The 15673-nt window shown below is 29.9% G+C and carries 14 protein-coding genes; 5 read left to right on the top strand and 9 right to left on the bottom strand.

The genetic code is table 11. The features are described from left to right. Window positions 1–41: 41 nt before the first annotated feature. On the bottom strand, window positions 42–2042 hold the full coding sequence (locus tag Ccar_RS02625) for a methyl-accepting chemotaxis protein (RefSeq protein ID WP_035775580.1): 2001 nt from the start codon (window positions 2040–2042) through the stop codon (window positions 42–44). Window positions 2043–2278: 236 nt separating this feature from the next. Between Ccar_RS02625 and safA the strand changes: the two genes are divergently transcribed. After that, window positions 2279–2899, top strand: a complete 621-nt coding sequence (gene safA / locus Ccar_RS02620) for a SafA/ExsA family spore coat assembly protein (RefSeq protein WP_007064138.1) — start codon at window positions 2279–2281, stop codon at window positions 2897–2899. 519 nt (window positions 2900–3418) lie between these two features. Here the strand turns inward: safA and Ccar_RS02615 are convergent. The 5 genes from Ccar_RS02615 to Ccar_RS02595 all read right to left on the bottom strand — a co-directional run bounded on the left by Ccar_RS02615 (window position 3419) and on the right by Ccar_RS02595 (window position 9257). Continuing rightward, the gene (locus tag Ccar_RS02615; RefSeq protein WP_007064126.1) at window positions 3419–4690 is read right to left on the bottom strand and encodes an L-cysteine desulfidase family protein; all 1272 of its coding nucleotides are present in this window, start codon (window positions 4688–4690) and stop codon (window positions 3419–3421) included. Between the two features lie 388 nt (window positions 4691–5078). Beyond that, entirely contained in the window at window positions 5079–6773 is a 1695-nt protein-coding gene (locus tag Ccar_RS02610) for a sigma-54-dependent Fis family transcriptional regulator (RefSeq protein ID WP_007064127.1), read from the bottom strand. Window positions 6774–6943: 170 nt separating this feature from the next. After that, a complete protein-coding gene (locus Ccar_RS02605) occupies window positions 6944–7750 on the bottom strand; it encodes an amino acid ABC transporter substrate-binding protein (protein WP_179945240.1) in 807 nt (268 codons plus the stop codon). 64 nt (window positions 7751–7814) lie between these two features. After that, entirely contained in the window at window positions 7815–8630 is an 816-nt protein-coding gene (locus Ccar_RS02600) for an ABC transporter substrate-binding protein (protein ID WP_048029852.1), read from the bottom strand. A gap of 357 nt (window positions 8631–8987) precedes the next feature. Continuing rightward, on the bottom strand, window positions 8988–9257 hold the full coding sequence (locus Ccar_RS02595; RefSeq protein ID WP_007064131.1) for a hypothetical protein: 270 nt from the start codon (window positions 9255–9257) through the stop codon (window positions 8988–8990). 328 nt (window positions 9258–9585) lie between these two features. Here Ccar_RS02595 and Ccar_RS02590 point away from each other — a divergent pair, with 328 nt between their 5' ends. The 4 genes from Ccar_RS02590 (at window position 9586) to Ccar_RS02575 (ending at window position 13566) form a co-directional block, all read left to right on the top strand. Further along, complete coding sequence (locus tag Ccar_RS02590; RefSeq protein WP_007063345.1) at window positions 9586–10272, top strand: DUF554 domain-containing protein; 687 nt, start codon at window positions 9586–9588, stop codon at window positions 10270–10272. A gap of 702 nt (window positions 10273–10974) precedes the next feature. Beyond that, the gene (locus tag Ccar_RS02585) at window positions 10975–12285 is read left to right on the top strand and encodes an amidohydrolase (protein ID WP_007063346.1); all 1311 of its coding nucleotides are present in this window, start codon (window positions 10975–10977) and stop codon (window positions 12283–12285) included. Between the two features lie 19 nt (window positions 12286–12304). Beyond that, entirely contained in the window at window positions 12305–13117 is an 813-nt protein-coding gene (locus Ccar_RS02580; protein ID WP_007063347.1) for a DUF3100 domain-containing protein, read from the top strand. A 2-nt stretch (window positions 13118–13119) separates the two neighbouring features. Next, window positions 13120–13566 carry a hypothetical protein gene (locus Ccar_RS02575; RefSeq protein WP_007063348.1) on the top strand — a complete coding sequence of 149 codons (447 nt, stop codon included), beginning with the start codon at window positions 13120–13122 and terminating at the stop codon, window positions 13564–13566. Window positions 13567–13714: 148 nt separating this feature from the next. Here the strand turns inward: Ccar_RS02575 and Ccar_RS02570 are convergent, their stop codons facing one another. From Ccar_RS02570 to Ccar_RS02560, 3 genes are read right to left on the bottom strand one after another with little or no spacing between them, the layout of a single operon-like run. Beyond that, on the bottom strand, window positions 13715–14452 hold the full coding sequence (locus Ccar_RS02570) for an HAD family hydrolase (RefSeq protein ID WP_035775189.1): 738 nt from the start codon (window positions 14450–14452) through the stop codon (window positions 13715–13717). Window positions 14453–14472: 20 nt separating this feature from the next. Further along, complete coding sequence (locus Ccar_RS02565; protein ID WP_007063350.1) at window positions 14473–14997, bottom strand: HAD-IIIA family hydrolase; 525 nt, start codon at window positions 14995–14997, stop codon at window positions 14473–14475. Between the two features lie 24 nt (window positions 14998–15021). Then, entirely contained in the window at window positions 15022–15459 is a 438-nt protein-coding gene (locus tag Ccar_RS02560) for a GNAT family N-acetyltransferase (RefSeq protein WP_035775191.1), read from the bottom strand. Window positions 15460–15673 lie beyond the last annotated feature (214 nt).

Genomic DNA, 15673 nt, shown 5'->3' with positions numbered 1-15673 from the left:
ATTTAACTTCCCTTAATGAATTTTATATAATAATTTTACTTTTAAATGTTAAATTTATCCACTAATGAATTTAGTCCACTAGCAAGATTTTCTAGTTCACCCGCTGCCTTTACTACCTTCTCAAGTCCTGATGCTTGCTCTTGAACAGAGGCATTTACCTCTTCTGTAGTTGCTGCTATTTCTTGAGATACAGAATTTACATTTTGTATTTGAGATAAAACTGAATCCTTATGTTTATTCATTTGTTTCAGTGAACTATCTACAATTAGAACACTTTCCTCTAATTTATCTATAGAATTATATATGCTTTTAAAGGATTCATTTGTTAACCCCATAGCCTCATCAACATTTTTACCAAGTACCACTGTGTTCCCCATCTTATTTAAAAGCTGGCTTATATTTTCCTTTATTTCAGTTATAACCTTACTTATTCTAAGTGCAGATTCTTCAGACTGCTCTGCTAAATCTTTAACCTCACCAGCAACTACAGCAAAACCTTTTCCTGCTTCTCCTGCGCGTGCTGCTTCAATGCTAGCATTTAAAGCTAAAAGATTTGTCTGCTCTGTTATTGACGTTATAGTTTCTGTTATAATACTAATTTCATTAGACTTTTCTGACAATCTTTTTATTTGTTCAGCTACATCTCTATTGGATTTAGCAGTTGCTTCAAAACTACCACTTAATTTATGAATTACTTTAGCTTCATTGTCAGTAGATTCTTTTACGCCCTTCGCTATAGTTACCATATCATTAGCTCTTTTTAATGAATTTTCTACTTCTCCTCCAAGCTTAGTTGTCAAAATTTCACTTTCATTCATAGATTGTGCTTGTTCAACTGCACCTTCAGATATTCCAGAAACTATTTTTGATATTTCCTCTCCTGATACATGGGACTCTTGTGATATCTGCTTAAGGTCATTTGAAGATGTATTTATATTATCAGAAACATTTTTTATACTACTTATCATCTCTACCATTTCATCTCTAAGCACATTTACACTATCCGTTATCATTTCAACTTCATATATAGAATTATTCTCTTTACTTACCTTTTCTGAAAAATCTCCATTTTGCATTTTATTAAGTACTTTTATTAACTCTGCAAATGGATTAGTTATAAATTTTGAAAATAAATTACCTAGTATAGATACAATAAAAAATGCAATTAAGGAAATTAAAGCTGTAACATTTCTTGCATGATTGACTCTTTCACTTAATTCACTTTTAGGTATAAGTGCAGCAATTATCCATCCAGTAGTACTATCTTTAACAGTGCATATTCTAAAGCTTGAGCCATTTATAGTGTCTTCATATACATTATTATCTCCATTGGACATAATCTTAGAAATCCATGGTAAATCCTTGGTATTTTTCTTTAACATAGATTTATCTTTACTTCCTATAATATTCCCCTTATTATCTAAAAGCAATGTATATCCATTTTGTCCAATTTTCTTTTCCGAAATTAAGCTTGATAAATTATCCAATTTTATATCCATGGCTGCAACTCCTAGTACTTGTCCACTAGAAGCATCTTTTACAGTTTTAGCAAAAGTAACTTCAAAGTTCCCTTTTTTAGCAGCATCTTCATATGGATCTGTTACAATGGCTTGTCCATCTTTGCTTAGTGAATCCTTATACCAATCTCTTTTTCTTGGATCAAATCCTTCTGGAAGCTGTTGAATTGGCGCTAATATCATATTGCCTGAAGCAGTTGCCACATAAGCATTAGTTATATCATTATGAGATTTTACAAACTGATCTAAATTTTGTAATAACAACTTACTATACTCTGCATTTGTCGTTGAATTATTAACGCTAGCTTCATTAGCTATCATTTCTAAAGATTCCTTATAACTTTTGTTTTCCTTTTTTATGACACTACTTATCTCTTGAGAGTTATTTTTAAGTATGGTGTCGAAATCATCACGAAATGATTTACTTTGGGATACATAACTATAAATTCCTACTATTAATAATGGTATTAAAGTAGAAAAACATAATAAAGTTATGAGACTTTTTCTAAGGGTTTTTTTCTTCATAGTATGTTTATCTCCTTTTCGACTTTTAATTTTAAAAAATCCGAATTTTGAATTTTTTAACATTTTATTGTTACAATATACTATTATAATACAAAATAAAAAATTTTTACACAATATATTTGTATTTGCACACAAATTATGCTTAATTGAGTTTTCTACTGGCATTATTTACACTATATACATGCCATAAAAACTCACCTATATTCAAAATATATAGGTGAAAGTAGGTGATTTTTTTGAAAAAGAAGTTAATTACATTAAGCACATTCCTATTTCTACTGCTGGGATGCGGTAAAGTTCATGCTGAAAATACAACTTATACTGTAGTTCCAGGAGATAGTATGTGGAAAATTGCAGTAAAGTTTGAAGTTGGTTTAAGTGAAATTATATCCTTAAACCCTCAAGTTAAAAATCCTGCTATGATTATACCAGGACAAAAGCTTACTATACCAAATATTCAGGATATAAAAACTATCGAGAATAAAGTTATATCCTTGGTAAATGCAGAAAGATCAAAGATTGGTTTGCAGCCTTTTAAAACTAATTGGGAACTTTCAAGAATTGCAAGATATAAGTCTCAAGATATGATAAATAAAAATTACTTTTCACATACATCACCAACTTATGGTTCTCCATTTAATATGATAGAAAGCTTTGGTATAAAGTTTTCTGCAGCTGGTGAAAATATAGCTATGGGTCAAAGAACTGCTGAAGAAGTTATGAATTCCTGGATGAATTCTCCAGGTCATAGAAGTAATATTTTAAACCCTTCCTACAGTGAAATAGGTGTAGGACTTGCAAAAAATACAAATGGTCAGTGTTATTGGACTCAAATGTTCATAAAACCTATGTATTAATTAAATATTCAACCTTCATAAAATAGCGTAGCCTGCAAAAATAATATATTTGTTAATTATTAAATATATTATTACATTAGCAGGCTCCGCCTTAATTTTAAGGGTTATAAATTATGTTTAAATATGATTTTAAATTACCTATGACAGTGTAATTATATGTGTACGCTTGAAGTCATTAGTTTGGATTTTAACTTTTATGCAGTGATATATGCTAAGTGTGTCATCACATTAGCTAAATTGTTTTAGTATTATTCTTAGCTCAAAATTTTTGAAAGCCTTAGAACTTTAGTCCTGTCTGAGGGAACCGAGTTTGACAAAGTTCTTAGGCTTTCAAAAATTTTGAGCTTTATTTTAAATTGGAAACTCCTCTTCGTTTCCTCAGAGGAGTAAGCGATTCGCACAAAATCTTAGATTTTGGCTCTCTGCTTAATACATTTAGCCGTGATGACACACTTAGCATATATCACGGAGTAAAAGTTAAAATCCAAACTTCCACTACACCCTTATGTCATATAATTTTTAACTACATACTTTCATCATTACATCTAAAATTACATCATCAGTATTAGACATTCCTTCATTAGATACTCTTCCTAAATTTTGTATTGTCTTTTCTGCGGACTCATCTAGTATTCCATCATTACATGGTATAAATATATTTTTCATTGCCATTTTAGCTGCATCTAATGCTGCTGTTACTGATATTGAAAGCTTATAAGAACATCCTATTTTAGCTCCATCACAAATCATACCTGTAATACCTGCAGACATATTCTTAATTGCTCCTTCTATTTGTTTTAAGCTTCCACCCCACAAATAAGTAAGTCCTGCTGCCGCACCTACTCCTGCAGCTACACCGCAGCCACATACTGGTGATAATGCTCCTGTATAACTTTTTATATAAACAGTTACTAAGTGGCTTAAAGATACGGCTCTAACTATTTTTTCCCTTTCTATTTTTTCACCTTCTCCTATAACTGCTATAGGAAGTATAGCTACTAATCCATGATTTCCACTTCCTGCACTGCTCATAACAGGTAATGGATGTCCTGTCATTCTAGCTTCTGAAGCTGCTGAAGTTATAGCTTTGGCATATGCTTCTAAATCTCCTTTGACTTCATTAAGCATGCTTCCAATACCTATTCCCAAATTATACTTTAAATCATCCTCACCAACTCTTTTATTCATTATTATTCCTTCATTTATAAATTCTATTTCACTATAATCTACTGTATCTACAAATTTCTTCATATCAGCTACAGTAAATTCTCTTATTCTATCTCGCAAAGAAGGTTTTGCTGCTTCTTCCTTTTCATCCTTTTTAGAAATGCATTCACCATTTTTCTCTACCAATACTACATTTAAATGTGTTTTCTTTATAATTACTCTTGAAGTATTATTTTTCCCCTTAGCCACTATTTCAATATAAAGGCCTGAAACATCCTTCTTTAAATGTAAATTGATCATTTTTTTATCTATTAATTTTAATGCTTCATCCAAGCTTTCATTTGTAACTTCCTTTAAAACTTCAAGTTTATATTCTGATTTTCCTACAATTAAAGCTAATGCAACTGCAACCACATTACCCTTTTCGCTAGTTCCTGGTATTCCTACTTCTTTTCCATTTTTTAAAATATTTCTATCCACATAAATATCTAGTGATTCTACCTGTTCTCCTAGTACTTCTTTAGCCATAGCTGCAGCATAAGCAACGGCAGTTGGTTCTGTGCATCCAAGAGCTGGTACCACTTGATCTTTCAAAATGCTTACTAATAATTCATCATTTTTCATACTAAAATACCTCCTAATGTTTATGCTTATATATCAAGCAAATACCATGCCATACTTTTTTATTTATTAAAAAATATGACAATTAGGCATTTCCAACATTTAGGAAGTACTAATTTGTACATTTTTAGATCCCTACGTTATTTATTTTCGCAAAAATAAGAATTAAAAGTACATAAATTTCTTTATTACATCAAACCAAATTAAAATAAAATTTGAATTTATCTAAATAATCAGTTAATTTTCGCTAAGCATTGTGAATTCTAAAACATTAAAACATAATACTTATCATTTCTCAAAAATGATAATAAATTATTGTTTTTGAGAAGAATTATTTATTCTTCTAATTTTCTATACAATGTTGCAGTACTTATTTTTAATTTTTTTGCTATCATTTTTTTGAATCTGTGTCACATCCATAATGCTCTATAAACTTATTTATTATTTTCTTCTCATATTCATCTACCATTTCCTTAAGTCCTCTATTTTCTATAGATACATCCTTATCTCCTGCCATTCTCTTTCTAATTGTTTCTACAGTTATATATTGAGACTTTTCAAAGTTAATGGCATACTCAATCAAATTTTGTAATTCTCTTACATTTCCTGGCCACAAATATGTTATTAAAGCATTTTGAACTGATTCTGAAAAGCCTTTTATTTCTTTATTATATATTTTATTATATCTATTTAAGAAGTACATAGACAGTTTTAAAATATCTGAAGGCCTTTCTCTTAACGGAGGAATATTTATAGGTATAACATTTAACCTATAAAACAAATCCCTTCTAAATTCATTTCTTTCTACCATTTTGTATAAATTTTTATGAGTAGCCGCTACAATTCTAGGATTAACTTTTATGTTATTTACTCCTCCTACTCTAATAAGCTCTTTATCTTCAAGTACTCTTAACAGCTTAACCTGCATATGAAGTGGAAGATCTCCTATTTCATCTAAAAATATAGTTCCATCTTTAGCTATTTCAAACTTTCCCATTTTGCCATTGGTGCTAGCTCCAGTAAAAGCTCCCTTTTCATATCCAAATAGTTCGCTTTCCACTAAACTATCTGGTATTGCTCCACAATTTATAGCCATAAATATTTCGTTTTTTCTTTCACTTTCAAAATGAATAGCCCTTGCAAAAAGCTCTTTACCCGTACCGCTTTCTCCTAAAAGCAGCACAGGTACATTCTGTTTTGCTACATGCCTTGCCTGCTCCTTCACACTAGCAAATACACTGCTGTTACCAATAACATCCTCAAAAGTGAATACAGAATGATTTCCACTGATTTTCAATACAGATTGCTGCAATTTATTGAAATCTTTAAAGGTTATTACAGCTCCTGAAATTTCATTATTTACTTTTATTGATTTGCAAGTTACAAGAAAATTATATCTTAAGTTTCCTTTACTTACTCCTACAGATTCTTCCTCTAATGAATACTTTGCTTTGACAAATTTATTTATATATTTATTTGGAAGTATGGAATTTATGTTTTTTCCAATTATATCTGAAAATTTTATATTAAATTTATCTACAATATATGTATTTAAATTCAATATCTTGTTTTCTTTATCTATTATAATTATTCCTTCATTTACAGAGTTAATTACAGTTAAAAGCTCCTTTGACTTATATTCCAGTTTGTTATTAAAAGTTTTTTCTCTCATTCTGGATGATATAAGTTCTCCTAACCTCTTCTCAAAATCTTTATAAATATCCTGTTTTTCTAGAAAAGCTTCCTTTTGTTCATCTTCAAAAATAATCATACCTATAACGGCTTCTACTTTATCTTCAATTATAATTGGAAAACAAATTTCTGCTTTTTCATCGCATTCTTCCCTAAAACTGCATATTGTACATTCACTACACAACTTAGGATTTTCAATAAAATAAGGCTGACCTGTGATAATACATTTTTCAAACACAGAATTCTCAGGTCCTTGAAGTCCAATTTTAGCTTTAAATTTTCCCGTTCCTGCTATTCTCAGTAGGTTTTTATCCATAATAGTTATATCAATACCAATTACAGCCTTTATGGTTTCAGCAATTTCTTGAAGCTCACCTTTAATTTGGCCCATCATAAGATTTCCCACCTCCTAACAGTATAATTTATACACTTTGAGAATACCTAATATTTATAAATAGTATAACACTTATTTTAAACAAAAATAAGCTATTGGAATATGTGTATCTTTACTAAAAATCAAGATACCAATATCCAATAGCTTAAACATTCATTATTTAATTCGCTTTATTTGTATATGTCATATCCAAACCACTTCATTGAAAGTTTTGAAAGAGTTCCATCCTTCTTTAATTCATCTAAAGCTTTTTGTAATGCATCTTTAAGTTCTTTATTTTCCTTTTTAACACCTATTCCTTCTGGCTCCTTAGTTAATTTTTCAGTAAGTATTTTGTAAGTTCCAGCTTCCTTCTTAGTATAATATCCACCAACTTGACCATCAACTATTAAAGCATCAACTCTTCCGATTGATAAGTCATGAAAAGCTTCTGTTACCTTATCATACTTTTTAACTTCTTTAGCTCCTTCAATTTTATTAGCTGCTTGTTCTCCTGTTGATCCTAATTGAGCTGCTAATGTTTTTCCTTTTAAATCTGCCTTTCCTTGGATAGCGCTGCTATTTTTAACTATAATTATCTGACCACCATCTATATAAGGTCCTACAAAATCTATTTCCTTCTTTCTTTCATCTGTAATACTCATAGCAGCTATTATAGCATCAAATTTTCCTGATTTAAGTGCTAATACTATTCCATTAAAATCTGTAGTTACAGGTTCATATTTAACACCTAATTTTTTAGCTAATTCTTTTCCCATATCTATATCAAAACCAGCTAATTCATTTTTCTCATCTCTAAATTCCATTGGTGGATAAGAATCATCCAATCCTATCTTTAAAACCCCTGCATCCTTTACTTTTTGGAGAGAATTATCTGTTTTTTGATTAGTGGATGTACCACTGTTAGATTTTCCACATCCTGCAAATAAGGACATAGCCATTACTGCTGTTAAAACTAGTGCTGATATTTTTTTCATATTCATAATTTGTATCCTCCCTTGAAATGTATTATCATAATAAATTCTTTATTAAATATATTTTTTACTTTTTATATACATCGTATCCAAACCATTTTATTGAAAGTTTTGAAAGAGTTCCATCCTGTTTTAGTTCATCTAAAGCTTTTTGTAATTTTTCTTTAAGCTCTTTATCTTCTTTTTTAATTCCTATTCCTTCTGGTTCTTTAGTTAGCTTTTCACCTAGAATTTTAAAAGCATCTCCATCTTTTTTATTATAGTATCCTCCAACTTGACCATCCATAATTACAGCTTCAACTCTTCCTATAGCTAAATCATGAAAAGCTTCAGTACCTTTATCATATTTTTTAAGTTCCTTAATTCCTTGAATCTTATTAGCTGCTTGCTCTCCAGTAGAACCAAGCTGACAACCTACAGTTTTACCTTTTAAATCTGCTGATGATTTTATATCATTATTAGATTTTTTTACAGCTATTATCTGTCCACCTTCAAGATAAGGACCTGCAAAATCAATTTCCTTTTTTCTCTCCTCTGTCATACTTAATGAAGAAAGTATCATATTAAACTTTCCTGATTTAAGTGCTAAAATTATGCCATTCCAATCTGTTGGCATGTATTCTACTTTTACCCCAAGTTTTTTTCCTATTTCATTTCCAAGGTCTATATCAAACCCTACTAAATTGTTCTTTTCATCTCTAAATTCCATTGGTGGATAGGAATCGTCTAATCCTACCTTCAACGTACCTGCATCTTTTATTTTTTGAAATGAATTATCTTTACTAGTATCATTGCTTTTAGTACTTCCATTACTGCTGCCACATCCAGCCAATAGTGATACTAAAACAGCTATTATAATAAGTACTGCTGATTTCTTTTTCATGTAAATGCCCCCCAATATTTATTTTTTTATAATTATACAATTATTTTTATAATTATGCAACACATTTCTTAAACTTTTGTTAAAAAAATATAAAAAAAATAAGCTGATACGCAATATCAGCCAATTCATAAAAAATTAATTAATGTATAAAGTAGTCAACTATGAGAAAGCTTTATCCGATCGCTACCATTGCTAACACCCAACCTTATATCAAAGTTGTGCATAAGCACTGCTACGCGCCTGGATAAGTTCTTCTAAGGTTCAGCTGGGTAAAAAACTAGATGGTATTTTGCAAACTTTGCTTCATAGAAAATTATCCTTATAAACAAATTCCACTGAACCTAAGAATCACTTTATTTAAATTCCTTTTGGGATAAAAGCCACATTATAATTTATAGATGCATTTTTTAAAAGAGGTTTGTCTACAGTTACATGTTTTACTTCTTCTAAATTTTTAGCAGAAAATATAACTGTTCCTCCCTTTCTGTTATAAAATCCTCCACCTATCAAATACTTATTTCCACTTACTCTTCCGTTATTAACTCTAGTTCCACCAGGTTTAACTTCTTCTTTTTCAGATTCTACTGATGTATAATTAATTCTTACAAAAACATTATATTTATCCATAATCAATCCCCCTATTTTTTCATTGGGTAATTTTTTTAATTCAATTTCTTTTATGTTTATATTATATCGAACACTTGTTCGATAGTCAAGTTTTTTATCGTTATCTAAAATTTTTAGTGTTATATTACTGTAACTATTTAATTTATATGAAGCTTTATTAAAAATATACCAATTAATAGCTTTATAAGTTAATCATATTAAAAGTCTGTCACAAGCATGTTACAATTTAATATATTTTTTTATAAGGTGAGTTGCAAATCAAGCTAGTATACAATAATATTTATTTTTGATAAAATGAATTTATATCAATTTTAGGGGGGTTTTTTTTATGTTTGGTACTATAGTGAATTTCCTTGCCATTATAGTTGGAAGTATTATTGGAATGGTTTTAAAAAGGGGCATATCTGAAAAAATAAGCACTACAATAATACAAGGTTTATCCTTGTGTACTGTTTTTATAGGAATTTCCGGTGCAATAAAAGGGTCTAATTTCATTCTTATTATAATATCTGTTGCATTAGGGGCTCTTATAGGCGAATTGGTAGACATCGATAAAAAAATTGAAGGTTTAGGAAACACAATAGAAAATAAGTTTAAAGGAAAGGGTTCAAATATATCTCAAGGTTTTGTAACTTCAAGTTTATTGTTTTGCGTAGGTTCTATGGCCATAGTAGGAGCCTTAGAAGGTGGCTTATCCGGTAACTATAAAATACTTTTTGCAAAATCTATACTAGATGGTACAGTTTCTATTATTTTTGCATCTTCTCTTGGACTTGGAGTACTTCTTTCATCATTTTCAGTACTAATTTATCAAGGCAGCATAACCATTGCAGCTTCTCTTTTAAAGCCACTTTTAACGCAGTCAGTAATTACAGATATGACTGCAGTTGGAAGTATTCTTATAATGGGGTTAGGTTTTAACATGCTTAACATGACTAAAATAAAGGTAGCAAATTTGCTTCCTGCAGTTTTTATTCCAATTATTTATCAAATCATTATGAATGTAATAAAGTAAAAATATTGCGAAACAATATTTCTAGAGGACAGAGGACAGTGTCTGACGTAAGGAGGAAAACTTACCTTCATTGTCCTCTGTCAATTGTCCTCTAAAAAATACTTCGCATTTATTTAAGTGGATTTTTTCTAAATACATTATAAACTTAAATAAATAACAGCATAATTTTAATAATAAAGATTTTTATATATTCTATTTTCTAAAAATTCAAGCATAGTAATGTCGTTTTGTTTTCCTATCCATTTCCATATACTAGTACAACTTTTTCTAAGTTGTACCTTTCTTTCTATACGTATCAAATGTATCAATAAAACTACAAAAAAATGAATTATTTACCTAACAAACACAAATAATCCTATGAACTTTACTATTAGACCGCACAATTATTCTATAAATAACTATTCTGTGATACAAAACATGATAACCATAAAATAATAATGGTAGTTTCATAGCAAACAGTTATTATGCATAATTATGAAATATTATATTTATTTAAACTATTGTCATAAATCTAATGCGTCATTATTCAACATGCATAATTCACAAAATATATAAAATCACCAAGGAAGTCACTTGAGAATTGCCACATAGATAATATAACTTCAAATTAACATATAATTTGACAAAAATATTATTCAGTAATAATATAATTTACATGACATCATCCGGATGAACGTTAAATATATAAAAGGAGTTACAACAATGAAAAGTATTGACGAAATAAAAAAAGCAGTATGCAACGCTATTGATGATAATTCAGAAAAAATAATAGACTTTGCAAAACAAGTTGGACAAAATCCAGAACTGGGATTTAAAGAAAAGGAAACAGCAGAAAGAGTAGCAAAGTTTTTTAATGAAATAGGCTTGAATTGTAAAGAAGGACTTGCTTTAACTGGAGTAAAAGCAAAGTTAAAGGATAAGAACAATGGAATAAATGTAGCTATACTAGGAGAATTAGATGCAGTTATATGCAAAGATCACAAAGACGCAGATAAAACAACTGGAGCTGCTCATGCTTGTGGTCATAATTTACAATTAGCTGCAATGATTGGTTCCGCTGTAGGATTAAAGTTATCTGGTGTAGAAGATAATTTGGACGGAAATGTAACCTTTATGGCAGTGCCAGCAGAAGAGTGTATTGAGGTTGCTTATAGACAAAAGCTTAAGGATGAAGGAAAAATTCATTTTTTCGGTGGAAAACAGGAATTAATCTCTTTAGGAGAATTTGATGATGTTAATATAGCCATGATGATGCATTCTTCAAAAAATACTCCTGAACCAGCAGTAGGTATAGGAGAATCAAGCAATGGATTTTTAGCTAAGACAATTCAATATATAGGAAAGACAGCCCATGCTGCAGAAGCCCCTCATGAAGGTATAAATGCTTTAAATGCTGCAATGCTTGGTTTAATGGGAGTTAATGCTTTAAGAGAGACCTTTAGAGATGAAGATTGTATTAGAGTACATCCTATAATTACAAAAGGTGGAGATGTGGTAAACAGCGTTCCTGATGATGTAAGGGTTGAAACTTATGTTAGAGCTAAAACTATAAAAGCAATGAACGAAACAAATGAAAAGGTTGATAGAGCCTTAATGGCAGGTGGATATGCAATAGGTGCTGAAACAATAATAAAAACTATTCCTGGTTATTTACCTCTTCGCTGTTCTATACCTTTAAACAATTTATTTAAAGAAAATTGTAAAGAATTTTTACCAGAAGATAAAATTTTAAATCCAGGACATTTCAATGCTTCTACTGATATGGGAGATGTTTCTCACTTAATACCTACTATACACCCTTATGTTGGCGGCGTTAGTGGATGTCTTCATGCAAAAGATTTTAAAGTTGAAGATTATCATGCTGCATGTATTTTACCAGCAAAATTCTTTGCTATGACAGTAGTAGATTTGCTAGTTAATAATGCTAAAAATGCTAAAAATGTTATTGATGATTTTAAGCCTGTATTCTCAAAAGAAGAATATGTAAAAGCAATGAATCAGTACTATAAATAAAAGTAAGGAGGAAAAATAAATGAAAAATTGGAAGATTCACACTATAGCACTTATATTAGTAATTATAGCAGAAGCAATTGGAACAATAAAATTTAAAATTGGTCCTGGTATTGTAGTACTATTACCAATGCTTTATGCTTTATTTTTCGGAATTATGTTAAGTCCTAAATTTTTAAAAGTAGTAAATGATAAAGATATGCTTAGTGCAAAAGGAATGATCACTATTTCTCTAATGCTCTTAATGGCAAGATATGGCACAACAATAGGACCTACTTTACCTAAAATTATAAAATCAAGTCCAGCATTATTCTTTCAAGAATTTGGACACTTAGGATCAGTAATTTGTGTTGTACCTATTGCAGTTCTAATTGGATTAAAACGAGAAACCATAGGTGCAGGTCATTCTATAGGTCGTGAGCCTAATGTAGCATTAATTAGTGATCTGTATGGATTAGATGGTCCAGAAGGTCAAGGTGTCATGGGTGTATATATTTGTGGAACAGTTTTAGGAACTATTTTTTATGGAATACTTGCTAGTTTGTTTGCAGCATATTTACCATTTCATCCTTATGCTTTAGCTATGGCATCAGGTGTTGGAAGTGCAAGCATGATGACCGCAGCAGTAGGTTCTCTATCTGCTATGTTCCCTAGTATGAAAGATACCATTGTAGCCTATGGTGCTGCTGGTAACATGTTCTCAGGACTTTGTGGAGTATATATTTCACTATGGATTGCAATACCATTTACAGAATGGGCATATAAGAAGTTATATTTTATAAAATATAGAAAACCTGCATCAGAAGATGAACAAATGTTAAAGAAGGAGGCATAAACATGAAACTAAAGAATTCCATTTTCATTTTAGTTCTAATAGGAATATTATCTCTAGTAGGAAATTTAATAGGTTATAAAACTAGTATACTAGCAAGTATACCAGGTATGTTGATTTTAGTTGGAATTTCTATTGCAGGAATTTTACTTGCAAAAATTATTCCAGTAAAAATACCTGCAGTTGCATATGTAGTTACTTTAGGTTGTATTATTACATATCCTGCTGTACCAGGTTCCGCTATTATAAATTCATATATTAGTAAAGTTAACTTTTTGGCATTAACAACTCCTATTTTAGCTTATGTAGGTATATCCATAGGAAATGACCTAGAATCCTTTGCTAAATCAGGCTGGAGAATTATATTAATATCCTGCCTCTCCTTTATAGGTACATTCTTAGGATCTTCTCTTGTTGCACAATTTGTATTAAAGCTTACAGGACAAATTTAGCAACTTTCACACATACATAATTTAAGCTTAATATAAGCATAAAACGAAAGTTAAGTTAGTAATATAACAAAACTGCCATGTAACACATTGGCAGTTTTATTTTTATCTGATGGATACCTACTGTAACACTCACACTAAGTAAGATTCATCATATAGAAATTCTCATACATTTTATTTTAGTCAATTGATGAAGATTATTTATTACATCATATCCTTTTCCAACACTGAACACTTTATTTAAAACATACTGAAATTTAATTCTACATAGCAAAACTGAATGAATACCAAGTTTATTCGCACCAATACAGTTTTTTAAGTTATCATCAATAAACACTGTATTTTCAGGCAACACACCCAATTCATCTAGTGCAGTTTGATACATAATACTTTCTGGTTTGGTAGCCCCTAACATTGATGAAACAACAAATGTGGAAAAATAATTTTTCAATTCTGCTGCTTCAAATACCATATTTAAGGATGGCCAGGCATCAGATACTATTCCTAATTTATATTTTTTACTGAGTATACTGATTACATTTACCACTTCATCAAAAAATATATACTTTTGTGGGTTGTACACTAAATCTTTAGCAATCCCTTTAACAGCATCTGTCTTTAAATCTAATTCAGGAAGTTCTTTAAAAAATATATTATAATACTTGATAAAATGGCCATATTCTTCTTCCTGCGTTTTAATTAATTTACATGAATTTATATAATTATATGCCTTTTTAAAAGCAACCTTCTTTTTATTCTTTGAAATACTATTAAATACATCTTTATCAACATATTTAAAAAAGCTTGGTGTTATAAACCAATTTCCAGACTTAGGGTAATTCAGCACACGACCAGAGTCAAATAAAATTGCCTTAATGTTTGTACTCATAGCAACCTGAGAACCTCCAATCACAACATCAACCATGATACTGCATCTAGAATATTTTCTGCTATATAATCTGGTTGTATACTAGACCATTTACTTCTATACTTTCCCAATGCTTCGTTTCCTGCACCTGTCATAACTAATATTTTCTTTGTTCCAGCATTACTACCTGCCAACATATCACTCCATCTATCGCCAATCACAACACATTTTTTCAAATCAATATTGTATTCATTTGAAGCTTTTATCAGTAATTCAGAACTTGGTTTTCTACAAGAACATTTTTCATCTTCACCATGTGGACATATATATGCCTTGTCAAACCCAAACCCTAACAATTCCCTTTCAAAATCTTGTATTGTACTTTCCCCTCTTGAAATTCCTGGTTGATTTGTAAATGCAAAAATCTTTATACCTAAACTTTTTAAAAGTTTTATAGCTTCTTTTGCAAAGGGATATAATTCAAATTCACCTGGATAAACTGCCGAACATCCTCCTCCAATAGTTCCATCTCTATCAATAAATACTGCATCTATAATATCCTTCATTTTTATTCTCCTTATGAATATTTATTATAAATATTTTTTAAATCCTTTTACAACATCGTTGCCATATCCTATAGATTCATAAAATTTATGAGCACCTTTTCTACTAAAAGCCGATACTAACATTGTAAAATAACACTCTTCCCTTCTAGCAATACCTTCGATAAAACTCATTAGTACTTTTCCAATTCCCATTCTCCTGCAGTTATTTTTTACTATTACATTTTCAATGACCATAAATGGCTTACAATCACCACCAAGATCCTGACAAATAATACCTAACAGCGAACCAACTAGATTGTTATTATCATCCTTTGCTCCAATCAATGTATAGTTTTTATCTGAATTAATCAATGCAAACTTATCTCTGAACTTTTCAAAGTTTGCTTTTTTTCCTAAAAGTTGTTCATATAAATTGGATAAATCATTTAAATCATCATATGTTATTCTACTTATAGTAATCAAGTTTATTTCACATCCTTTTCCCAATTCTCATCTCACAATATATTATAATTTAGAACTTTACATTTTTTATTGCTTTTACTGCTATAGATATTGAAAAAAGTGCTTTTATATGATAATTGTAAAATCATCCTAAAAATCTATACAAGTTTTCTATATGAATACTCTTTCTATGCTATCAACTAATAAAATACCTATTGATATAACAGAAATATTT

The organism is Clostridium carboxidivorans P7, assembly GCF_001038625.1.
GTDB lineage: Bacteria > Bacillota > Clostridia > Clostridiales > Clostridiaceae > Clostridium_AM > Clostridium_AM carboxidivorans.
Note: the sequence above shows the minus strand (reverse complement) of the source record. Positions and strands in the feature narration are given on the sequence as shown.